The 21314-nt window shown below is 73.6% G+C and carries 18 protein-coding genes and 1 riboswitch; of the genes, 9 read left to right on the top strand and 9 right to left on the bottom strand.

The features are described 5' to 3' along the window. Window position 1: 1 nt before the first annotated feature. The 3 genes from trpD (at window position 2) to HCC30_RS10470 (ending at window position 4402) form a co-directional block, all read left to right on the top strand. On the top strand, window positions 2-1069 hold the full coding sequence (gene trpD / locus HCC30_RS10480) for an anthranilate phosphoribosyltransferase (protein ID WP_169442145.1): 1068 nt from the start codon (window positions 2-4) through the stop codon (window positions 1067-1069). Between the two features lie 96 nt (window positions 1070-1165). Continuing rightward, window positions 1166-2629, top strand: a complete 1464-nt coding sequence (locus HCC30_RS10475) for an amino acid permease (protein ID WP_169442144.1) — start codon at window positions 1166-1168, stop codon at window positions 2627-2629. A 33-nt stretch (window positions 2630-2662) separates the two neighbouring features. After that, window positions 2663-2782, top strand: a riboswitch (SAM riboswitch). A 231-nt stretch (window positions 2783-3013) separates the two neighbouring features. Beyond that, on the top strand, window positions 3014-4402 hold the full coding sequence (locus HCC30_RS10470; RefSeq protein WP_206323610.1) for an aminotransferase class V-fold PLP-dependent enzyme: 1389 nt from the start codon (window positions 3014-3016) through the stop codon (window positions 4400-4402). 40 nt (window positions 4403-4442) lie between these two features. Here HCC30_RS10470 and HCC30_RS10465 read toward each other — a convergent pair whose 3' ends face one another. The 7 genes from HCC30_RS10465 to HCC30_RS10435 form a co-directional block, all read right to left on the bottom strand. Then, window positions 4443-5861, bottom strand: a complete 1419-nt coding sequence (locus tag HCC30_RS10465) for a glycerate kinase (RefSeq protein ID WP_169442143.1) — start codon at window positions 5859-5861, stop codon at window positions 4443-4445. Window positions 5862-5943: 82 nt separating this feature from the next. Continuing rightward, window positions 5944-7368 carry an SLC13 family permease gene (locus HCC30_RS10460; RefSeq protein WP_169442142.1) on the bottom strand — a complete coding sequence of 475 codons (1425 nt, stop codon included), beginning with the start codon at window positions 7366-7368 and terminating at the stop codon, window positions 5944-5946. Between the two features lie 144 nt (window positions 7369-7512). Next, entirely contained in the window at window positions 7513-8172 is a 660-nt protein-coding gene (locus HCC30_RS10455; RefSeq protein WP_169442141.1) for a response regulator transcription factor, read from the bottom strand. After that, window positions 8169-9644, bottom strand: a complete 1476-nt coding sequence (locus tag HCC30_RS10450) for an ATP-binding protein (RefSeq protein WP_240979492.1) — start codon at window positions 9642-9644, stop codon at window positions 8169-8171. The genes HCC30_RS10455 and HCC30_RS10450 overlap by 4 nt, the downstream gene beginning before the upstream one ends. A 91-nt stretch (window positions 9645-9735) precedes the next feature. Further along, on the bottom strand, window positions 9736-10062 hold the full coding sequence (locus HCC30_RS10445) for a small hydrophilic protein (RefSeq protein WP_169442139.1): 327 nt from the start codon (window positions 10060-10062) through the stop codon (window positions 9736-9738). Window positions 10063-10120: 58 nt separating this feature from the next. Beyond that, window positions 10121-10402, bottom strand: coding sequence for an Lrp/AsnC ligand binding domain-containing protein (locus tag HCC30_RS10440; RefSeq protein WP_169442138.1), 282 nt, complete (start codon window positions 10400-10402; stop codon window positions 10121-10123). A gap of 12 nt (window positions 10403-10414) precedes the next feature. Then, window positions 10415-11086, bottom strand: coding sequence for a rhomboid family intramembrane serine protease (locus tag HCC30_RS10435; RefSeq protein ID WP_240979456.1), 672 nt, complete (start codon window positions 11084-11086; stop codon window positions 10415-10417). A 174-nt stretch (window positions 11087-11260) separates the two neighbouring features. On the opposite strand from HCC30_RS10435, the gene HCC30_RS10430 reads away from it, so the two are divergent. The 4 genes from HCC30_RS10430 to HCC30_RS10415 all read left to right on the top strand — a co-directional run bounded on the left by HCC30_RS10430 (window position 11261) and on the right by HCC30_RS10415 (window position 15719). Then, complete coding sequence (locus tag HCC30_RS10430) at window positions 11261-11500, top strand: hypothetical protein (protein ID WP_169442137.1); 240 nt, start codon at window positions 11261-11263, stop codon at window positions 11498-11500. Window positions 11501-11603: 103 nt separating this feature from the next. Further along, window positions 11604-12935, top strand: coding sequence for an NYN domain-containing protein (locus tag HCC30_RS10425; RefSeq protein ID WP_169442266.1), 1332 nt, complete (start codon window positions 11604-11606; stop codon window positions 12933-12935). Window positions 12936-13361: 426 nt separating this feature from the next. Next, complete coding sequence (locus tag HCC30_RS10420) at window positions 13362-14396, top strand: NlpC/P60 family protein (RefSeq protein WP_169442136.1); 1035 nt, start codon at window positions 13362-13364, stop codon at window positions 14394-14396. A gap of 48 nt (window positions 14397-14444) precedes the next feature. Beyond that, window positions 14445-15719, top strand: coding sequence for a hypothetical protein (locus HCC30_RS10415; RefSeq protein ID WP_346776570.1), 1275 nt, complete (start codon window positions 14445-14447; stop codon window positions 15717-15719). 12 nt (window positions 15720-15731) lie between these two features. On the opposite strand, the gene HCC30_RS10410 is transcribed toward HCC30_RS10415, so the two are convergent. After that, on the bottom strand, window positions 15732-17033 hold the full coding sequence (locus tag HCC30_RS10410) for a glycosyltransferase 87 family protein (protein ID WP_169442135.1): 1302 nt from the start codon (window positions 17031-17033) through the stop codon (window positions 15732-15734). Between the two features lie 182 nt (window positions 17034-17215). On the opposite strand from HCC30_RS10410, the gene HCC30_RS10405 reads away from it, so the two are divergent. Beyond that, on the top strand, window positions 17216-18358 hold the full coding sequence (locus HCC30_RS10405) for a glycosyltransferase family 4 protein (RefSeq protein ID WP_169442134.1): 1143 nt from the start codon (window positions 17216-17218) through the stop codon (window positions 18356-18358). A gap of 83 nt (window positions 18359-18441) precedes the next feature. Here HCC30_RS10405 and HCC30_RS10400 read toward each other — a convergent pair whose 3' ends face one another. Beyond that, on the bottom strand, window positions 18442-20256 hold the full coding sequence (locus HCC30_RS10400) for an AMP-dependent synthetase/ligase (RefSeq protein WP_169442133.1): 1815 nt from the start codon (window positions 20254-20256) through the stop codon (window positions 18442-18444). 276 nt (window positions 20257-20532) lie between these two features. On the opposite strand from HCC30_RS10400, the gene HCC30_RS10395 reads away from it, so the two are divergent. Next, on the top strand, window positions 20533-21294 hold the full coding sequence (locus HCC30_RS10395; RefSeq protein WP_169442132.1) for a metallophosphoesterase: 762 nt from the start codon (window positions 20533-20535) through the stop codon (window positions 21292-21294). Window positions 21295-21314: the final 20 nt, after the last annotated feature.

Here is a 21314-nt window from a genome sequence, read left to right as displayed (position 1 = left end):
TATGAGCGCTGCGACCACCGCCGGAGGCGACACCACGGCAGCGCGCACCTGGCCGGACGTGCTGAGCGCCCTGCTGGCCGGTGAGGACCTCGGCGCGGACTCCACGGAGTGGGCGATGGACCGCATCATGCGGGGTGAGGCGAGCGACGCGCAGATCGCCGGGCTCGCGGTGGCCATGCGGGCCAAGGGCGAGACGGTCGAGGAGATCGTCGGCCTGGTGCGGGCGATGTACGAGCACGCGCGGGTGATCGAGGTGCCGGGGCCGACGGTGGACATCGTCGGTACGGGCGGGGACCGCGCGCGTACGGTCAACATCTCGACCATGTCCTCGATCGTGGTCGCGGGCACGGGTGCCCGGGTCGTCAAGCACGGCAACCGTGCCTCGTCGAGCGCGAGCGGTGCCTCGGACGTGCTGGAGAAGCTCGGCGTCAATCTGGAGCTGAGCCCGCGGCGGGTGGCCGAGGTCGCGCGGGACGCGGGGATCACCTTCTGCTTCGCCGTCCGCTTCCATCCCTCGTTGCGGCACGTCGCGGGGGCGCGGAAGGAGCTGGGCGTCCCGACGTTCTTCAACTTCCTCGGCCCGCTGACGAATCCGGCCCGGGTGCGCGCCCAGGCCACCGGTGTCGCGGACGCCAGGATGGCGCCGATCATCGCGGGCGTGCTGGCCGAACGCGGCTCGTCCGCGCTGGTGTTCCGCGGGGACGACGGGTTGGACGAGCTGACCACGACGGCGACGTCCACGGTCTGGGTGGTGCGCGACGGCATGGCCCGCAAGGAGAGCTTCGACCCGCGGGACGTCGGCGTCGAGCTGGTGCCCGTCGAGGCGCTGCGCGGTGCGGACGCCGAGTACAACGCGGGTGTCGCGCGCCGGCTGCTGGACGGGGAGCGCGGGCCGGTGCGGGACGCGGTGGTGCTCAACTCGGCCGCCGCGCTGGTCGCGTTGCACGGCCCGACGGACGCGCCGCTGCCCGAGCAGCTCGGTACGGCGATGAAGACGGCGGCCGAGTCCATCGACTCGGGCGCGGCCAGGGCGGCGCTGGAGCGCTGGGTGGCCGCGAGCACGGCCTGACGTCCCACCCCCGCGCGCCCGCGCGCTGCCTCGTCCGAGGGGATCGCAAAGCCGCCGCAACACCGTGTTAGCACCGGGCTGGCAGCGTCGTGTGCCATGAGTACCGACACGGGCAGGGACGGCGCGGGTGCGCGGGCGGCGGCGGGTGAACCGGCGGGCGCCGCACCGGAATCGGGCGGGCTGCGTACGGGGCTGACCCGGCGGCACATGAACCTCATCGCGCTGGGCGGGGTGATCGGCGCCGGGTTGTTCGTCGGCAGCGGGGTGGTGATCGCGAAGACCGGACCCGCCGCCGTGGTGGCCTTCCTGATCGCGGGCGGGCTGACCGTCGTCGTGATGCGGATGCTCGCGGAGATGACGGTGGCCCGGCCCGCGGTCGGCTCGTTCTACGTGCACGTGCGGGAGAGCCTGGGGCCGCGCGCGGGGTTCGTCACGGGGTGGCTGTACTGGTACTTCTTCGTGATCGTCGTCGCCGTGGAGGCGGTGGCGGGCGGGCGGATCATCCGGCTGTGGCTGCCGGGCGTCCCGCTGTGGGCGGTCAGCCTGGTGCTGATGGTGCTGCTGACGGCGACGAACATGGTCTCGGCGCGCAGCTACGGCGAGTTCGAGTACTGGTTCTCCTCGGTGAAGATCGCCGCGATCGTGGTCTTCCTCTTCCTCGGCGGCCTGTACCTCTCGGGCGCCTGGCCGGCCGGGGACGCGGGCGGGCCCGGGCTGGCGCACCTCACCGGGCACGGGGGCTTCGCGCCGTTCGGGGTGGCGGCGGTGCTCGCCGCCGTCGTGCCGTGCATCGGCTTCTTCACGGGTGCGGAGATCGTGACCATCGCGGCGGCGGAGTCCGAGGAGCCGGAGCGGGCCGTGGCCTCGGCGACCCGGTCGATCATCCTGCGCGTGGTCGCCTTCTACGTGCTGTCCGTCCTGGTCGTGGTGGCCGCCGTGCCGTGGAACTCCGGTGCGGTTCAGGTCAGTCCGTACGCGGCGGTGCTCGGGCGGCTGGGGGTGCCGGCGGTGGAGACGGTGATGAACGCGGTGGTGCTCGTCGCCGTCCTCTCCTGCCTCAACTCGGCGCTGTACACCTCCTCCCGGATGCTGTTCGCGCTGACCCGGAACGGGGACGCGCCGCGCGGGTTCACCCGGGTCGGCGCGAGCGGGGTGCCGCGCCGGGCGCTGCTCGCGGGGACGGTGCTGGGCTTCGCGTCCACGGTGGCGGCCTGGGCCTCGCCGGAGGGGATCTTCGCGTTCCTCATCAACTCCTACGGCGCGGTCGCGCTGTTCGTGTACCTGTTGATCGGGATCGCGCAGGTGCGGATGCGGCGCCGTCTGGAGCGGGAGGCGCCGGAGCGGCTGGGGCTGCGGATGTGGGGCTTCCCGTGGCTGAGCTACGCGGCGATCGCCGGGATGGGCGCGGTGCTGGCGGCGATGGCCGTACTCCCGGACAGCCGGGCGCAGTTCTGGATCAGTACGCTCACGCTGGCGCTCGTGCTGGGTGCGTACGAGCTGCGCCGGCGGGGCGGGACGGGGAGCCGCGGAGTGATCTCGGCCACGCCGGAAAGCCGGTGACGTGCCCGGATCCCTGTGCCATAATCCTTCGCAGGTCACGAGCGACAGCGATGAAGGCCCCGGCCCGCTGTCCGGCAACCCTCCTTCCGTGGTGGGGTGCCCCGGGTGATGACCGGGCCGCACGACACGCAAGGTCTGCGGCAAGCACGGATCCCTCGCTACCAGGGGTCCTGGGTCTGAGGGAGATTCTCGTGAGCAAGCGAATGCGATAGGGCCGCAGCGCCCCGCTCCTCATCTCACGCCTCCGCCTGGCGCCGCCGGCAACTCCCGGCCGCCCTCGGGTGGTTGACGTCCCCCTCACCCGCTCCGTACGCGGTCGCCGCAGTCCTGCCGGCACCGGGTGCGTCGAGTTCCGTTCGCCTGCTCTTTCCACGGGAGATCACCATGTCCAGCGCTTCCGCGACCACCGCTACCTGTACCTCGTCACTCTCCGTGCTCGGCCGTGACGTACGTGTGCCGCTCGTGACCGGAGGTGAGGTCACCTACGCGGCACTCGACTACGCCGCCAGCGCCCCCGCGCTGCAGAAGGTCTGGGACGACGTCGCCGCGTACGCCCCCTACTACGGCAGCGTGCACCGGGGTGCCGGGTACCTCTCGCAGCTGTCCACCGACCTGTTCGAACAGAGCCGTGCGACCGTCGCGGAGTTCCTCGGCTGCCGGGAGGACGACCAGGTCGTCTTCACCCGCGCGACGACGGACTCGCTGAACCTGCTGGCCTCCGTACTCCCCGAGGGCACCCGGGTGTTCGTCTTCGAGACCGAGCACCACGCCTCGCTGCTGCCCTGGCGCGGCCGTGCCACGACCTTCCTCGACGCGCCCCGCTCGCCCCGCCAGGCGGTGACCGTGCTGGAGGAGGCGCTGCGCGCGGCGCCCGAGGGGCCGAAGCTGGTGTGCGTCACGGGCGCCTCGAACGTCACGGGAGAGATCTGGCCGGTACGCGAACTGGCCGCCGTGGCACACCGGTTCGGGGCGCGGATCGTGCTGGACGCGGCGCAGCTCGCGCCGCACCACCCGGTGGACATCGCCGCGCTGGACGTCGACTGGGTCGCCTTCTCCGGGCACAAGCTGTACGCGCCCTTCGGCGCCGGCGTCCTCGCGGGCCGGGCCGACTGGCTGCGCGAGGCCGAGCCGTACCTCGCGGGCGGCGGCGCGAGCCGGAAGGTGGTGCGCGGCGCGGAGGGGAACGGGGCCGTCGAGGTCGAGTGGCACACCAACGCGGCCCGGCACGAGGCCGGTTCGCCGAACGTCATCGGCGCGTACGCCATCGCCTCCGCCTGCCGGGCCCTGACCGAGGCCGGGTTCGACGCGCTGCTGCGGCGCGAGCGGGAGCTGATCGGGCGGCTGTGCGCGGGGCTCGCCGAGGTGCCCGAGGTCAAGGTGCTCTCGCTGTTCGGGGAGGACGCGGACCGGGTGGGCGTGCTCTCCTTCGTCGTCGAGGGCTGGAACAGCTCGCACTTCGCGGCCGCGCTCTCGGCCGAGTACGGCATCGGCGTCCGCGACGGGCTCTTCTGCGCCCACCCGCTGCTGCGCACCCTGCTCGGCGCGGAGGAGCAGGAGCCCGGCGAGTGCGGCGCCCCGGAGGCGGCGCCGGGCGAGAAGTCGCTCAACGCGGTACGGGTCAGCTTCGGCGCGGGCACGCCGGACGAGCACATCGAGCGGTTCGTGCGGGCGGTGAAGGAGCTGGTGCGCGACGGCGCCCGCTGGAGCTACCGCACCGAGGACGGCCGCTGCGTCCCGGACCGCGGCGCGGACAGCGCCGCCGGACAGGGCTGAGCGGGGGCCGGTCCCGTACGGCGGCCCCCGCGTTCCCCGCTCAGGCGGCGGGCCGGGTGCGGGCCGTGGCGCCGGCGCGGTCCGCCGGGCGGGTGTGCGGGGCCGCCGCCTCGGAGCGGTCGGTGCTGCCGGTGCGGGTGCCCGAGCGGCCCGCGCCGGAGCGCGAGCCCGGCAGGCGGGTGCCGAGCAGCACCATGCGGACGGCGTGCTCGGCCGCGTCGGTGAGGAACTCCTCGGCGTGCCCGAGCGCCTCGGGCAGGGCGAGCGGGCGGGGCAGGATCGAGGCGTAGGCGTCGATCCCGCAGGCCCGCACCTCGTGCACGCCCTCGCCGAGGGTGCCCGCGAGCGCGATCACCGGCGTGTCGAACTCCCGTGCTCTGCGGGCGACTTCGGCGGGCACCTTGCCGCGCGGGGTCTGCCCGTCCAGTGAGCCCTCGGCGGTGATGACGAGGTCGGCGCGGCCGAGCGCCTCGTCCAGGCCGAGGCTGTCGAGCAGCACGTCGAAGCGGGGGAGGAGCCGGGCGCCGAGCGCGGCCAGCCCGGCCCCGAGCCCGCCGGAGGCACCCGTTCCGGGCCCGTGCCGCAGGTCGGTGCCAGCGGCGGGGAGGAGGTCGCGGGTGAGGACCTCGGCCCAGCGGTCGAGCGCCCGCGCGAGCTGCTCGGTCTGCTCCGGTGTGGCCCCCTTCTGCGGGCCGAAGACGCGGGCGACGCCGCGCTCGCCGCAGAGCACGTTGAACGGGTTGCAGGCGACGAGGAGTTCGGCCTCGGCCAGCCGCGGGTCGAGCCCGCTCGGGTCGATCCGCGCCAGGCGGTCGAGGGCCGCGCCGCCGCGCGGGAGCTCCTCGCCGTCGGCGTCGAGCAGCCGGGCGCCCAGGGCCTGGAGCGCGCCCGCGCCGCCGTCGGAGGTGCCGGAGTCGCCGCAGCCGACGAGGATGCGGCGGGCTCCCGAGTCCAGCGCGGCGCGCAGCAGTTCGCCGACGCCGTACGTGGTGGTCGCGCCCGGGTCGCGGCGGTCCGCCGGCACCAGGGAGAGGCCGGCCACGGCCGCCATCTCCACGACCGCCGTGGGCACCGCGGGCACGGTGTGCCCGAGCAGCGCGAAGTGCGTGCGTACCGGCTCGCCGACCGGCCCGGTGGCGGTGAGCGGCCGCAGTTCGCCGTCGGTGGAGCAGGCCAGGGCCTCGGCCGTGCCCTCGCCGCCGTCGACGAGCGGGACGAGGTCGATCGCCGCCTCCGGCGCGACCCGGCGGATGCCGGCGGCGACGGCCTCGGCGGCGTCCCGGGCCGACAGCGACTCCTTGAAGCCGCTCGGCGCGACCGCGAAGCGGAGCGGTCCGCCCTCGGCGGAGGCCCGGGCGGAGCCGGCGGCGATGCCGGTGGCGGTGCGGGCGCGCGCCCTGGCCCGGGCGCGGGAGGAGGCGGAGGGGGCGGAGGCGGCGCGGGACGACGGTACGGACATGCGGAACTCCCGGAACGTGGAAGGCGGAACGTGACAGGCGGCGCCGGTGAGGACGTCCGCCGGAGCGGGTCGGGGGAGTGCGTCAGGGGGCGAGCACGGGGACGCCGAGCAGCGGCCAGACGGCCAGCGCGAACACCAGCACCAGCGCGGCCATCAGCGGCGCCAGGATCGCCGAGAGCCGCAGCAGGTCACGCGGCTCGTAGGTGGTCACTCCCGGTATGTCGGAGAACAGCGCGACGGGCTTGGCCGAGGCGGGCAGCGTGTGGCAGAACCCGGCGGCCGCCGTCGAGGCGAGCGCCGCCGCGACGGGGTTGACGCCCGCGCCCGCCGCGGCCGCGATCACCAGCGGGACCAGCACGCTGGAGCGGGCCGAGCGGGACTGGAGCACCAGGTGCGCCACCGTGCTGACGACCACGACGACGGCGAGGAACAGCCACGGCGGCACCGAGGCGCCCGCCGAGATGCCGTCCACCAGCCACTTCGCGGCGCCCGACTCGGACAGCGCGACGCCCATCGCCATCGTCGCGGCCATGAACAGCAGCAGCGACCACGGCACCGTGGCGAGCGCGTCCTTGAGGCGGACGGTGCCCAGCGCGGGCGAGGCGGCGACGACCGCGCCGATCAGCGCGACGAGCGCGGGCGAGACCCCGTGCAGCGGCTCGCTGCACCACAGCGCGACGACGGTGATCAGCAGCAGCGCCGAGCGGGCCTCGTTCTGCGAGAGCGGCCCGGTGACGGGGGTCTCGGTGTGCAGGCCGATGTCCTCGGCGGTGATGTGCACCGGCTCGCGCCGGTCGGCCCGGCGGGTCGTCGTCAACAGCACGACCTCGGCGGCCAGATGGGACCCCACGATCGCCAGCGGCAGCCCGAGCAGCAGCCACTGGGTGAAGCCGATGTGCTCGCCCGTGGTCTCGAACAGCACGTTCACGGTGATCAGATGGGCGCCGGCGCCGATCAGCGTGGCCACGGCGGACAGCAGGATCACGGTGGGGAACAGCAGCGCCAGCATCACCACCACCCGCTTGCGCTCCGCCAGCACGGAGGCGAGCGCGAGGAAGACGGGCAGCGCGAGCGCGGCCCGTCCCGAGGTGGCGGGCACGGCGAAGGCGCTGACCACCAGCGCCGCCGTGGTGAGGTGCGCCAGCTGCCGCACGTTCCGCGCCCCGCTCACCAGGAACGCGGCGGCCCGCGCCGCCAGCCCGGTGCGGGAGACCGCGGCGGCGAGGACGAAGGCGCAGATCAGCAGCCAGACCGTCTCGTCGCCGAGGGTGCCGAACAGGGCGTCGCTGCTGAGCACTCCGGTCGCGGTGAGGACGAGCCCGGCGCCGAGCGCGATGTAGGTGTCGTCGACGGGCGTCGCGATCCAGGCGCAGGTGGCGAGGGCGAAGACGGCCAGCGTGATCCGCGCGTCACCGCTGACGCCGGGGAAGTTGCCTGGCACGGCGAGCAGGGCGCAGACGCTGAGGGCGGCGCACACGGCTACCGCACGGCCGGGACTGAGGGTCATGGAAGACACTCTCGCGAGCCGCTGTGAGTCGCCCATGAGCGTTGTATGAAAGCGACTTCATGCGCCGTCGGCGGGGTCGCACGGGGGAGTGAGGGCCCCTTGACGAGGGCGCCGGCGCCGGATCCGTCCGGCGCCGGCGGGGGTTCACGGCAGGCGGTAGCCCATGCCGCGGACGGTCTCCACGCGCTGCGTGCCCAGCTTCTTCCGCAGCGCCCGCACGTACACGTCGACGATGTTGGAGCCCGGGTCGAAGTCGTAGCCCCAGACGTGGGAGAGGATCTGCTCGCGCGAGAGGACCTGGCCCGGGTGGCGCAGGAACAGCTCCAGCAGCACGAATTCACGTGCCGTCAGGTCCACCGTCCGGTCCCCGGCGTGCGCCCTGCGGGTGCGCAGGTCGAGGCTGAGGTCGCCGCTGCGCAGCAGGGTCACCTCGGGGACGCGGGCCGCGGTGCGCAGCCGGAGCCGCACCCGGGCCAGCAGTTCCTCGAAGCGGAACGGCTTGGTCATCCAGTCGTCGGCGCCGCCCTCCAGACCGGCGACGGTGTCGCCCACGGAGTCCCGCGCGGTGAGCACGATGACGGGCACGGTGACCCGGGACTCGCGCAGTTCGCGCAGCACCGTGAAGCCGTCCTTGCCGGGCAGGCCGATGTCCAGCACGACGAGGTCGAAGCCGCCGGTACAGGCGTAGTCGAAGGCCGTCCTGCCGTCCTCGGCGACGGTGGTCGCGAACCCGTTGGCCCGCAGGCCCTTTTCGACGAAGGAGGCGATGCGCTCCTCGTCCTCCACGATCAGGATGCGGTTCATCCGTCCTCTCCAGGTGCCGCGGGAACGGCGATGACGAAGGTGGCTCCGCCGCCCGGCGTCGCGCGCAGCTCCACGCCGCCGCCGGGGTGGCCGTCCGCGATCGCCTTGACGATCGAGAGGCCGAGCCCGGCGCCGCTGCCCGAGCCGCGCCGGGAGGTGCCACGGCGGAATCGTTCGAAGATCAACTCGGCGTCGTCCGCGCGGACTCCCGGTCCGGTGTCGGCGACGTACAGCTCGACCGTTCCGGGGTGCCAGCCCCCGGCCGCCGGTCCGGGCGGGGGGACCAGGGTCGAGCCGCCGGGCGGCAGGGGGGCGCCCGCCGGTCCGGTGCCGGCCTGCGGTCCTGGCGCCGCGGTGCGGCGGGAACCGATCCACACCGTCGCGCCCGGCGCCGTGTGCTGCACGGCGTTCTGCGCCAGCTGCACCATGGCCTGCGTGACGCGCTGCGGGTCGAGCAGCACGGTGCCCTCGGCGACCTCGGCCAGCCGCCAGTCGCGGTCGCCGAGGGTGCGGGCCTTGACGAAGACGTCGGCGGTGAGCTCCGCCAGTTCGACGGGCTCGGGCGAGACGAAGTCGGGGCGCTCGGACTTCGCGAGCAGCAGCAGGTCCTCGACGATCCGGCTCATCCGGTCCAGCTCGTCGGTCACCAGCCGGATGGTCTCCTCCCGCTCGGCCGCCGTCTCCGTCGCCGTGCCCATCACCTCCAGGTGACCGCGCACGATGGTGATCGGCGTCCGCAGCTCGTGCCCCGCGTCGTCGACGAACTGGCGCTGCACGGCGAAGGCCCGCTCCAGCCGGTCCAGCATCCCGTTGAACGTCTCGGCGAGCGCGGCGATGTCGTCCTTGCCCTCGACGGGGATGCGCCGGGTCAGGTCCTGCTCGGTCAGCTGGGCCGCCGTCGTCCGCACCAGCCGTACGGGGGCGAGGATGCGCCCCGCGGCGGCCCAGCCGACGCACACCGTCATCAGCAGGGCCACGCCGGAGATGGCCAGCAGGATGCGGAAGATCTCCTCCACGCCCTCCTGCTCCCGGTCGGCATGGAAGGCGACGACGAACGTGCCGCGCGGCGCGCCCTTGCCGCCCGGCTCGATCACCACCTTCGACCAGCGGATCTCGCCCTGGGGCCGGTGCAGGGTCCCGGAGGAGGCGGTGCTGGAGGTGATCTCGCGCAGCGAGGCGCGGTCCTCGTGCAGCGGCAGCGCGCTGGGGATGTCCCTGGTCTGCCGGATCACGCGGCCGTCGACGACGCCGAGCAGCTCCTCGTCCGGGTCGGCGTACTGCCGCTCCAGGAAGACCCGCAGCAGCCGGTCCGCGTCGTTGAACGGGCGGCCCGTCTCCGGGTCCTGGCCGCGCTCGACGAGGTTGACGAACTCGCCGGCCTCCTGCGCGTGCAGCCGCGTCACCCGCTGGTCGATGTCGCGCAGCAGGATCGAGCGGGTGGTCGCCGCGACGGCGGTGAGCCCCACGGCCATGACCACCAGCAGCCACACCAGGATCCGGACCCGCGCGGACAGCCTGACGCGCCCGCGCGGACGCGCGGGTGCGGCGGGGTCCTCGGTCCCGTCAGCCGTCGGCACCGGGGCCGTCGTCCGCGTCGTCGTCCTGGTCATCGGCACCGCCGGTGTCGTCGTCGGCGTCGTCCTCGGTGGGGGACGGCGGCGGGACGGTCTCGTCCCCGGTGGGCTTCGGGGAGTCGGAGGGGCCCTTGCTGCCCGAGGGGTCGGGTGAGGTGGACGAGCCCGTCGACGGGCTCTTGCTCGGGTCCAGCTCGACCTCGGCCGGTGCCTTCGGGGGGTCGGGGCTGTCGGTCAGCGCGTAGCTGGTGGCGGCGATGCCGAGCGGGATGGCGACGACGGCCGTCAGCGTCGCCATGCGGTGTGAGAAAGCCATACGGACAAGCCTGGTCGGCGTACCAGGGCGTCTTCATGAAGGCCGGATGAGGAAATCTTCATGCGTCGAGGCCGATGGCGAAGGCCGACTCCAGATCGTGCTCGGAATAGGTGCGGAAGGCGATGTGCGTCTCGGTGTGCTGGACGCCGGGGACCTTGCTGATCCGGCCGGGGATGACGTCCGCCAGGTCGTCGTGGCGCGAGACCCGGACCATCGCGATCAGGTCGTGCGCACCGGTGACCGAGTAGACCTCGCTGACGCCTTCGAGCGCGGCGATCTGCTCGGCGATCTCGGGGATGCGGTCGGTGCTCGTCCTGATGAGCACGATCGAGGTGATCACGGCTGGTTCTCCCTAGGTCGCCGGCGCTGGCCTGCCCACTTTAGCCGTACGGAAACGGAGCCACGCGTAGAGGAAGCCCAGGGTGAATCCGACGATGTGCGCGAGGTACGCGACGCCGGGGCCGGACGCGGCCTCGCGGGCCGCGAGCCACTGGAGCGCGAGCCAGAAGACCAGCACCAGCCAGGCGGGGAAGCGCAGCGGCAGGAAGAAGAGGAACGGGAAGACACTGGTCACCCGCGCCCCCGGGTACAGGTAGAGGAAGGCGCCCAGCACTCCCGAGACGGCGCCGGAGGCACCGATCAGGGTCTCGGTCGAGCCCCAGTAGGCGGCGGCGTAGCAGAGCATCGCGATGTATCCGGTGAACGCGTAGAAGAGGACGAACCGGAGCGCACCCATCCGCCGTTCCACGAGCCCGCCGAAGACCAGCAGGAAGAGCACGTTGCCGATCAGGTGGAGCCAGTTGCCGTGCAGGAACAGCGCGCTGAACGGGGTGAACAGCGGCCGGATCGCCCCCGCCCACAGACTCCGCGGCAGCACGCCCCAGCGCTGGAACCAGTCGGCCTGCGCCCGGTGGAGCCCCCCGCCCGAGCCGTACACCGGGAGGAAGCCGGAGGCCGGGCTGAGGAGGAAGATCAGGCAGCACGATCCGATGAGCGTGTAGGTCATGACGGGACGCGACGGCATGAGCGGGATCATGACTGCTCGGTTACGGGGCAGGCTCCACGACACACGAGTCCGGTGCCAGGTCTTAGGGTGACGGTGGGTGCTCCCGCGCTCCCCGCACTCCCGGCCGGCCGGTCTTCGTGGCACGTACCAGGCCAGAAGTCACAACCCGACAGAAGGAAGAGGAACACGACGATGGCGGTCCCCACGCCCACGGCCGAGACCCGCTGGCGCTGCACGCTCTGCGGCAACCTGACCCGCTTCGACGTGACGCGCTCCAGCCGCGTCGTCGAGTACGTCCACCTGGACCTGGCCGGTGAGCCCAAGGTCGAGGAGCGGGAGGTGCTCAGTGAGAACATCGAGTCCGTGCGCTGCCGCTGGTGCAACGCCGTGGACGAGATCGAACTCGTGGACCGGCCGGGCGCCGAGGTCTGAGGAACGGCAGGTGTGAGCGGTGGTGAAACGGACGGGTGACGACGGCGGGCCCGGGCGCGAGGCGCACGAGCACGCCCCGTCACCGGTCGGCGAGGGCGAGGCGGTGCCGGGTGGCCCCGAATCGCTGGACCGGCCGCTGCCGGAGAAGGTGCGCCGCCGGGTGGTGGCGCTCACCGGAGGGGTCCTCGGCGCGCTGACGATGGCCGAACTGCCCCTCCCGCTGCGGCAGTACGCCCGTTTCACCCCGCAACGCCGGATTCGCTTCGGCGGCAACGCCATGGCCACGGCGCTGGAGAACGAGTCCGTCTTCCGGCGGCGCATCGCCGAGCTGCTGCGCGAGCAGCTGCCGGAACTGGCCGAGCTGGCCGAGGCGCTGGAGTCCGGCGCCCCGCCCCCGGCCGCCGACCCGGTCGACGTCGCGGCCCTCGCGTACGTCCTGCGGCCGGACGGCTGGCCGAAGCTGGTCGCGGCGGCCAGCGAGGAGGCCGAGCGGGCGCAGGCCGAGCAGGCCGGTGAGGAGACCCAGCGCGAACTGGGCCGCCTCCGCGAGGAGTTGGCACAGGCCCGCTCCGCCGCGCGGACCGACGCCGAGCAGCACCGGCGGGATCTGGACGCGGCCCGCAGGCAGCTGGAGTCCACCCAGCGGAAGCTGCGCAGCGCGCAGAGCGACGTCAAGCGCGGCGAGGCCGAGGTGCGCAAGCTGCGCACCGAACTGGAGTCGGTGCGCGGGACGGCGGCCGCCGACCGCACCGCGGCCGAGAGCGAGGCGCGGCGGCTGCGCGCCCGGCTCGCCGAGGCGGAGTCGGCGCTGGAGGCCGGGCGCCGCGCGGCCCGTGAGGGGCGCAGCGTCGAGGACATGCGGGTGCGGCTGCTGCTGGACACCGTGCTGGAGGCGGCGCAGGGCCTGCGCCGCGAACTGGCCGTACCGCCCGCCTCGATCCGCCCGGCCGACACCGTGGACGCGGAGGAGCCGGGCCGGATGACGCCGAAGGACATCGCCGCGCGCGCCCTGTCCGAGACCGACCCGGCCCTGCTGGACCAGCTGCTGGCGCTGCCGCAGGCCCATCTCGTCGTCGACGGCTACAACGTGACGAAGACGGGCTATCCGCAGATGCCGCTGGAGAAGCAGCGGCTGCGGCTGCTCGGCGGCCTCTCCGGCCTCGCGGCCCAGTCGGGCGCCGAGGTCACCTGCGTGTTCGACGGCGCCGACCTCGCGGCCCCGGTGCTGCTCGCGCCGCCGCGCGGGGTGCGGGTGCTGTTCAGCAAGTCGGGCCAGACGGCGGACGAGGTGATCCGGCAGCTGGTGCGCGCCGAGCCCGACGGGCGGCCCGTCGTGGTCGTCTCCTCCGACCGCGAGGTCGCCGACGGCTGCGCCGCGGCCGGCGCCCGCCCGGTGGCCTCGACGCTCCTGCTGAACCGGCTCGCGCACCCGTAGCCCGCAACTCCCGCGGGCCTGCGTCCGGTTCGTCCCTCTGTGGCTGTCGTCGCCCTGCGTGGCCGGTGCCGTGTGCGAGGTCCGTCCCGCTGTTCGGTGAAGTGTCCCCCCGCGGGGTGAAAAGGCGGGGTGCGGGCGCCTCCTCACGGGTCAACGGCCTTCCGGTGGGCGGGTGTTCGGCCGCAGTGCGTGACACTCTCATCGCAGCGCGTGTGAACTGAGTAAAGAATCCTCTCCCCTGACGGGTTTTTACCCGGGGGGATTTGATCCGATCAGATACGCGTGGCTAATGTCTGGCCCGAAGCTCCGCGTTGTTGATCATCCATCCGGGGTGGCAGCGGAGGACCGCCTAGTTCCGCCGAGTCGAGACGACGCGGGCCGGTGTGACTGACCGGCAGGCGGCTGAGGAAGAAGGAGATCGCCCCAGTGGCGTCCCACCGTCGTCCCAAGCAGCCCAGTCGCACTCGTGCCACCGTGCTCACCGCGACCGCGGCGGCAGCCGTCGCCCTCACCACGGCCCAGGGGGCCCAGGCCGCTCCCGGCAAGCCCTCGAAGGAAGAGGTCAAGGAGAAGGTCGACAAGCTCTACGAGGAAGCCGAGGCGGCGACCGAGAAGTACAACGGCGCCAAGGAGAAGCAGAAGGACCTGCAGAAGCAGGTCGGCGACCTCCAGGACAGCGTCGCGCGCGGGCAGGACGACCTGAACGGCATGCGGGACGGCCTCGGTTCGATGGCCACCGCGCAGTACCGCACCGGCGGCATCGACCCCTCCGTGCAGCTCTTCCTCTCGGCCGACCCGGACAGCTACCTCGACAAGGCCTCCACGCTCGACCAGTTGAGCGCCAAGCAGGCCGAGGCGGTCAAGAAGATCCAGACCAAGCAGCGCAGCCTCGCGCAGCAGCGCGAGGAGGCCTCCGGCAAGCTGGAGGACCTCGCCGAGACCCGCAAGGAGCTCGGCGAGAAGAAGGAGAAGATCCAGGGCAAGCTCGCCGAGGCCCGCGAGCTGCTCAACTCCCTGACGGCCGAGGAGCGCGAGCGCCTCGCCGAGAAGCAGGCCCGCGCCGACCGCGAGGCCGGTGAGCGCGCCGACCTCGGCAGCGACGCCTCGGCCTCGGCCCGCGCCGCCGCCGCGTTCGGCGCCGCCAAGACGAAGATCGGCTCGCCGTACGTCTGGGGCGCCACCGGGCCCAGCTCCTTCGACTGCTCGGGCCTCACCTCCTGGGCGTTCAACCAGGCCGGCGTCTCCATCCCGCGCATCTCCCAGGACCAGGCCAACGCCGGCTCGCGGCTCGGCCAGGACGCGCTCAAGCCGGGCGACCTGGTGTTCTTCTACGACGACCTGCACCACGTCGGCTTCTACGCGGGCAACGGCCAGATCCTGCACGCGCCGAAGCCCGGCGCCAACGTGCGGTACGAGTCGATCAACAACATGCCGTTCCAGTTCGGCGTCCGCATCGGCTGACGCCCGGCTCCGCCGGCCCGCCCGGCCGTCCCCCGTACGATCGTGCGCGTGGTGGATCACGGCTGGCGGGTGCGGCGGACGGGACGGTTCCGGCGGGGGATCGGCCTCCTTGTGAGCGCCGCGCTGCTCGCCGGGCTCAGCGCCTGCGACGACGGCGGGCGCGAGCGGGCCGAGGGCGACCGGCACGCGCTCCAGCACCTGCTCGACGACCAGGCCGCCGCCGTGACCGGGGGCGGCCCGGACGGCGCCCGCGACTTCCTCGCCACCGTGGACCCCGCGGCCCGCGGCTACCGGCTCCAGCAGCAGCGCGTCTTCGCGAACCTGGAGCGGCTGCCCCTCGCCGAGTTCTCCTACCGCCTCACCGGGGCCCCGCGCCGGACGGACGGCGACGGCACCGGCCAGGTGCGCGCCGAGGCCGAGGCGGAGCTCAGCTACCGGCTGCGCGGCTACGACCACCGGCCCGTCGTCTCCACCGAGCGGCTCTCCTTCGTCCGGCGCGGTGAGGACTGGTACGTCCGGGCCGAACTCTCCGGCAGCGACCGCCAGTTGTGGGAACAGGGCGAGATCACCGCGGTACGCGGCGCACGCTCCGTCGTGCTGGGCGTCGGCCAGAGCCGCGCCCGGCTGCGCGCCCTCGCCCGGGACGCCGACCGCGCGGTGACCGAGGTGACCGACGCCTGGCCGCACGGCTGGCCGCGCCGGGCCGTCCTCGAAGTGCCCGGCTCGGCCGAGGAGATGGCCGGGCTGCTTGACGCGAGCCCGTCCGAGTACGAGGGGATCGCCGCCGTCACCACCGGCGAGTCGGGCGTCTCCCCGGACGCCCCCGCCGACCGGGTCCTGGTCAACCCCGACGCGTACGGCGAACTCAGCGAGGAGGGGCGGCGGATCGTGCTCACCCACGAGGCCGTGCACGTCGCCACCCGGACGCACACCTCCGACTCGACGCCGATGTGGCTCTCCGAGGGGCTCGCCGACTGGATCGGCTACCGGGGCTCGGACCGCACGCCCCGGGAGGCCGCGCCCGAACTGACCCGCGCCCTGCGGAAAGACGGGCCGCCGCGCGCCCTGCCCTCGGACGAGGACTTCCGCTTCGGCGGCGGCCGGCACGTGCTGGGCCGCGCCTACGAGGGCAGCAGGCTGGCCTGCGAACTCATCGCGCGGGACTGGGGCGAGAGCCGCCTGGCCGCCTTCTACGTCGCCGTCGGCCGCCAGGGGAAGGACGCGGACGCCGCCGTGGACGAGGCGCTGCGCGCGGAACTCGGCCTGAGCCGGGACGAGTTCACCGCACGCTGGCGCGCGTACGTCGAGCACCGGCTGGGCTGAGCCGCCCCGCGCTCAGGCTGCCGGCACCGCCGGCGGCGCGGGCACCGTCGTACGCCACAGCCGCAGCGCCGCCGTCAGGCAGGCGGCGACGAGCAGGCCGTTGCGGACCAGCAGCAGCGCGATGCCCGTCGGGGTGCTGCCGACGACGTCCGCGAAATGCAGCGGGAACTCCAGGAACGTGACGCCCGTCGCCACGAGCACCAGCACGGCGGCCGGACGCTGGCGGCTCGCCCGCAGTGTCAGACAGACGGCCGCGAGGCCGACGAGCCAGAGCAGGTACTGCGGGCTGATCACACGGCTGGTGGTGGTGAACAGCAGCACGGCCGTCAGCGCGGCGTCCGCCGGGGTGGCCGCGCTCCAGGTGCGGGCCCGCAGCCGCCACAGCAGCAGCCAGCCGAAGGCCGCCGCGGTCAGCGCCAGGGCCACGTCGCTGACCACGTTCACGTACGGGCCGAGGAACTCCACCGAGCCGTAGTGCAGCAGGACCTGCCCCTCCCAGCCGAAGTGCCGGGCCACGTGGAAGACCAGCGAACCCAGCGACTCCACCTCGGTGCCGCGTTCGCGCTGGTAGGTGAGGAAGTCGAAGGCGCCGGGCAGCGCGGCGGCGAAGCCGGCGGCGAGGACGGCCGCGGTCACGGCCGCCGCCGTCACGGCCCGGCGCGCGGGCCGGCCCCGCCCGATGCCGGCCAGCAGCAGCACGGGCCACACCTTCAGCATCGCGCCGAACCCGGCCAGCGCCCCCGCCACCGCGGGCCGCCGTACCGCGGCGAGCAGCGCGGCCACGGCGACGGCCGTCACCATCAGGTCGTAGCGCGCGTACGCCGTGGGTCCGAGCAGTGGTACTCCGGCGACCCAGCCCCAGGCGCCCGCGCGGCTCCCGCCGGTCCGCCTGCCCGCGCGCAGCAGCAGCGCCAGGACGACGGCGTCGACGGCGCAGACCAGCAGGAAGAACGCGGACGGGTAATCGAGCCCGGGCAGCAGCGCCTCCGACAGCAGGAGGGGGGAGAGGATGGGGAGCGCGGCGGCCGGCGGGTACTGCCAGGTCTCGTCGTCCAGCGGGAAGGTGCCGGTGCGCAGCACGTCGGACCAGCCCTGGTAGATCACGTGCACATCGCTGGTGACGTCCGGGCCCGGCAGCGTGACCACCCGGAACACGCACAGCAGCAGCGCGGCCCGGGTCACCAGCCACACGGCCCGCACCGGCCAGACGGGCGCGGGGCGTCCCGTACCCGCGGGCGGGGTGCCCGCAGAGGTGCCGTCCCCGGTGGCCCGGCCCGTCTCCGGCGCCGGGGCCGCCTCCGTGCCGTCCGTCATGCCCACCTCGTCGTCTCCGCTCCGGCGCCGCGGGCGCGGCGCAGCGCCATCATGCCCGCTGCACCGGCACGGCGACGAAACCACGACACCACGGGGGTACGACGGCCGTACGACCAGCGGGCGACGGGGGGTACGGCGGCGGCCCGGGGGCCGGGGCGGGGCACAGGGTACTGTCGGCGGCGATGGACAAGACCCTGATCGTGACCAACGACTTCCCGCCCCGGCCCGGCGGCATCCAGGCCTTCCTGCACAGCATGGCCCTGCGCCTCGATCCGTCCCAGGTCGTCGTCTACGCGTCCACCTGGAAGCGGACGGCGGAGGGCATCGAGGCCACCCGGAAGTTTGACGCGGACCAGCCCTTCACCGTCGTCCGCGACCGTACGACGATGCTGCTGCCCACCCCGCGGGTCACCCGCCGCGCCACGGAGCTGCTGCGCGAACACGGCTGCCGCTCCGTCTGGTTCGGCGCCGCCGCGCCGCTCGGCCTGATGGCCCCCGCGCTGCGTAAGGCGGGCGCCCGGCGGCTCGTCGCGACCACGCACGGGCACGAGGCCGGCTGGGCCCAGCTGCCCGCGGCCCGCCAACTGCTGCGGCGGATCGGCGAGGGCACGGACACGATCACCTATCTCGGCGAGTACACCCGCTCCCGCATCGCCGGCGCGCTCACCCCCGAGGCGGCGGCCCGCATGGTCCAACTCCCGCCGGGTGTGGACGAGAAGACCTTCCACCCCGACTCGGGCGGCGACGAGGTACGGGCCGGGCTCGGGCTCGCCGACCGCCCGGTCGTCGTCTGCGTCTCCCGGCTGGTGCCGCGCAAGGGCCAGGACACCCTGATCCGCGCGATGCCCCGGGTGCTGGAGCAGGTGCCGGACGCCGTGCTGCTGATCGTCGGCGGCGGCCCGTACCGGCAGGACCTGGAGCGGCTGGCCCGCGAGACCGGCGTCGCGGACGCGGTGCGCTTCACCGGCGCGGTGCCCTGGGAGGAGCTGCCGGCGCACTACGGCGCGGGCGACGTGTTCGCCATGCCGTGCCGGACGCGGCGCGGGGGACTGGACGTCGAGGGGCTCGGCATCGTCTACCTGGAGGCGTCGGCCACCGGACTCCCCGTCGTCTCCGGCGACTCGGGCGGCGCTCCGGACGCGGTCCTCGACGGCGAGACCGGCTGGATCGTCCGCGGCGGCGCCCCCGAGGAGGCGGCGGAGCGGATCACCGTCCTGCTCCGCGACCCGGAACTGCGCGCCCGGATGGGCGCGCGCGGCCGGCAGTGGGTCGAGGAGCGCTGGCGCTGGGACCTTCTCGCCCAGCGACTCCGCGAACTCCTCTGACACAGAAGCGCAGTTCCCCGGCCCCGGAAGGGGCGCGGGGAACTGCGCGAGCAGCGTCCAGGACCGTCAGTCCGACGACGGCCTCATGCCGAGTACAGCGCCTCGATCTCGTCCGCGAAGTCCTTCGCGACCACACCGCGTTTCAGCTTCAGCGAGGGCGTGATGTGCCCCGACTCCTCCGTGAACTGGGTCGACAGCACCCGGAACTTGCGCACCGACTCGGCCCGCGAGACCGCCTCGTTGCCCTCGTCCACGGCCTTCTGCAGCTCGGCCCGCAGCTCCGGGTCGGCCAGCAGCTCGCCGTGCGGAAGCCCGGACTTGCCGTGCTCCTCGGCCCAGCGGGGCAGGAACTCCTCGTCCACGGTGAGCAGCGCGCCGACGAACGGCCGTCCGTCGCCCACGACCATGCACTCGGCGACGAGCGCGTGCCCGCGGATGCGGTCCTCGATGACGGCCGGGGCGACGTTCTTGCCGCCCGCCGTCACCAGGATCTCCTTCTTGCGGCCCGTGATGGTGAGGAAGCCGTCGGCGTCGAGGGTGCCGATGTCACCGGTGTGGAACCAGCCGTCGGACAGCGCCTCGTCGGTGGCCTGCTGGTTGTTCCAGTAGCCGGAGAAGAGGTGCTCGCCGTGCAGCATGACCTCGCCGTCGTCGGCGATCCGCACCACCGAGCCGGGCAGCGGCTGGCCGACGGTGCCGATCTTCTGCCGGTCGTACGGGTTGAACGCCGTCGCCGCACAGGACTCGCTCAGCCCGTACCCCTCCAGCACCGTGAAGCCGATGCCGCGGTAGAAGTGGCCGAGCCGCTCGCCGAGCGGGGCGCCGCCGGAGATCGCGTGCGTGGCCCGCCCGCCGAGGACGGCGCGCAGCTTGCTGAACACCAGCTTGTCGAAGACCTTGTGCTGGAACTTCAGCTTCAGCGACGGGCCCGCCTCGGTGTCCCGGGCGCGGCTGTAGGCGATCGCCGTCTCCGCCGCCTTGTCGAAGATCTTGCCCTTGCCGTCGGCCTGGGCCTTGGCGCGCGCGGTGTTGAAGACCTTCTCGAAGACGCGGGGCACGCCCAGCACCATCGTCGGCCGGAAGGAGCCGAGTTCGTCGGTGAGCGTCTTGACGTCGCTGACGTGCCCGAGCTTGATCGGGGCCAGCATCGAGGCCACCTGCACCAGCCGTCCGAAGACGTGCGCGACGGGCAGGAAGAGCAGCACCGAGCCCTCGCCGGGACGGAACATCGGGCGCAGCCGCTCGACGACGTTGCCGCACTCGGCGAAGAAGGCGCGGTGGCTGAGCACGCAGCCCTTGGGGCGGCCGGTGGTGCCGGAGGTGTAGACGATGGTGGCGGGCGAGTCGGCGTTGGCGACGGAGCTGCGCTCCTCCACCGTCGCGTCGTCGATCTCCGCGCCCTCGGCGGCGAGTTGGGCGATCGCGCCCCCGTCGGCCCCGCCGTCCGCCGGCTCGATCTGCCAGACGTGGCGCAGGTCCGCGAGGCGGTCCCGGACCGACTCGACGGCCTTGGTGTGCGCCTCGCTCTCGACGAGGCAGGCCACGGCGCCCGAGTCGCCGAGGATCCAGGCGATCTGCTCCGGCGAACTCGTCTCGTACACGGGGACGGTGACGCCGCCCGCGCTCCAGATGGCGAAGTCCAGCAGCGTCCACTCGTACCGCGTGCGGGACATGAGGCCGACCCGGTCGCCGGGGCTGACGCCCGCCGCGATCAGGCCCTTCGCGGCCGAACGGACCTCGGCGAGGAATGTGGTGGAGGTGATGTCCTCCCACCCGCCGCCCCGCTTGCGCCCGATGACGGGAGTGTCCGGGTGCTGCGCCGCGTTGCGGCGGAGGAGATCCGTCAGGTTGCCGTCGGCGGGGACCTCATAAAGGGCCGGAAGGCTGAACTCGCGCAAGACTGCTGCTCCTCGTCGGCGCCGGACATGAAAGCCGTCGAGGGGCGGCCTTCATTGGCTTCGGTCCAAGAACTGTGGGGGGATCTTGAATAGTTGACGGGCCGGACGTTACCCATCGGTACTTGTTCGGGGATAGGGGGTGACGCCGAGATGTCTTCTGCGTCACACAGCGGGCGGACCGATGGCCGCAGCCTAGACCACCCCTTCCGTGACCCGGAAGTAACCGCAGGTGGAGCGGGCTCCCGCGGGGACGGGGCCGCCGTCTAGGGTGTGTTCATGCGAGTCCATGTAGTGAGTGACGTACACGGCAACAGTCGGGATCTCGCGACCGCGGGCGACGGCGCCGACGCCCTCGTCTGCCTCGGGGACCTGGTTCTCTACCTGGACTATGCCGATCATTCGCGCGGCATTTTTCCCGATTTGTTCGGAGTGGAGAATGCGCACCGCATCGTCGAGTTGCGTACTGCGCGGCGATTCGAGGAGGCCCGCGAATTCGCCGCCTCGCTCTGGGAGGGCATCGACCGCAAGGCCGCCACGGAAGAGGCGGTCCGCCGGCAGTACGCCGAGATGTTCGCCGCGTTCCCCGCCCCCACCTACGCGACCTACGGCAACGTCGACGTCCCCCCGCTCTGGCCCGAGTACGCGCGCGAGGGCACGACCGTCCTCGACGGGCAGACCGCCGACATCGGCGGCCGCCGCTTCGGCTTCGTCGGCGGCGGCCTGCGCACCCCGATGAACACGCCCTACGAGATCGACGACGAGTCCTACGCCGCGAAGATCGCCGAGCTCGGCGAGGTCGACGTCCTCTGCACCCATATCCCGCCCGACGTACCGGAGTTGTGCTACGACACCGTCGCCCGCCGCTTCGAGCGCGGCAGCGGCGCGCTGCTGGACGCGATCCGCTCGGTGCGCCCCCGCTACCACCTCTTCGGGCACGTCCACCAGCCGCTCGTGCGGCGGATGCGGATCGGCGCGACGGAGTGCGTCAACGTCGGCCACTTCAACGCGACGGGCACCCCCTGGGTCCTGGAGTGGTGAACGGCGCGCCGGCCTCCTCC

Source organism: Streptomyces sp. HNM0574, assembly GCF_012726235.1.
In the GTDB taxonomy this organism is placed as follows: Bacteria; Actinomycetota; Actinomycetes; order Streptomycetales; family Streptomycetaceae; genus Streptomyces.
The sequence above is the reverse complement of the archived record's forward strand: the minus strand, read 5'-3'. Positions and strand labels throughout refer to the sequence as shown.

Coding starts and splice junctions, on each gene's coding strand:
- HCC30_RS10410 (WP_169442135.1), bottom strand. CDS start 17,033: ATGACGGACGGCACGGAGGCGGCCCCGGCGCCGGAGACGGGCCGGGCC.
- HCC30_RS10445 (WP_169442139.1), bottom strand. CDS start 10,062: ATGGCTTTCTCACACCGCATGGCGACGCTGACGGCCGTCGTCGCCATC.
- HCC30_RS10475 (WP_169442144.1), top strand. CDS start 1,166: ATGAGTACCGACACGGGCAGGGACGGCGCGGGTGCGCGGGCGGCGGCG.
- HCC30_RS10430 (WP_169442137.1), top strand. CDS start 11,261: ATGGCGGTCCCCACGCCCACGGCCGAGACCCGCTGGCGCTGCACGCTC.
- HCC30_RS10450 (WP_240979492.1), bottom strand. CDS start 9,644: ATGGCCGTGGGGCTCACCGCCGTCGCGGCGACCACCCGCTCGATCCTG.
- HCC30_RS10455 (WP_169442141.1), bottom strand. CDS start 8,172: ATGAACCGCATCCTGATCGTGGAGGACGAGGAGCGCATCGCCTCCTTC.
- HCC30_RS10465 (WP_169442143.1), bottom strand. CDS start 5,861: ATGTCCGTACCGTCGTCCCGCGCCGCCTCCGCCCCCTCCGCCTCCTCC.
- HCC30_RS10460 (WP_169442142.1), bottom strand. CDS start 7,368: ATGACCCTCAGTCCCGGCCGTGCGGTAGCCGTGTGCGCCGCCCTCAGC.
- HCC30_RS10395 (WP_169442132.1), top strand. CDS start 20,533: ATGCGAGTCCATGTAGTGAGTGACGTACACGGCAACAGTCGGGATCTC.
- HCC30_RS10435 (WP_240979456.1), bottom strand. CDS start 11,086: ATGCCGTCGCGTCCCGTCATGACCTACACGCTCATCGGATCGTGCTGC.
- trpD (WP_169442145.1), top strand. CDS start 2: ATGAGCGCTGCGACCACCGCCGGAGGCGACACCACGGCAGCGCGCACC.
- HCC30_RS10470 (WP_206323610.1), top strand. CDS start 3,014: ATGTCCAGCGCTTCCGCGACCACCGCTACCTGTACCTCGTCACTCTCC.
- HCC30_RS10405 (WP_169442134.1), top strand. CDS start 17,216: ATGGACAAGACCCTGATCGTGACCAACGACTTCCCGCCCCGGCCCGGC.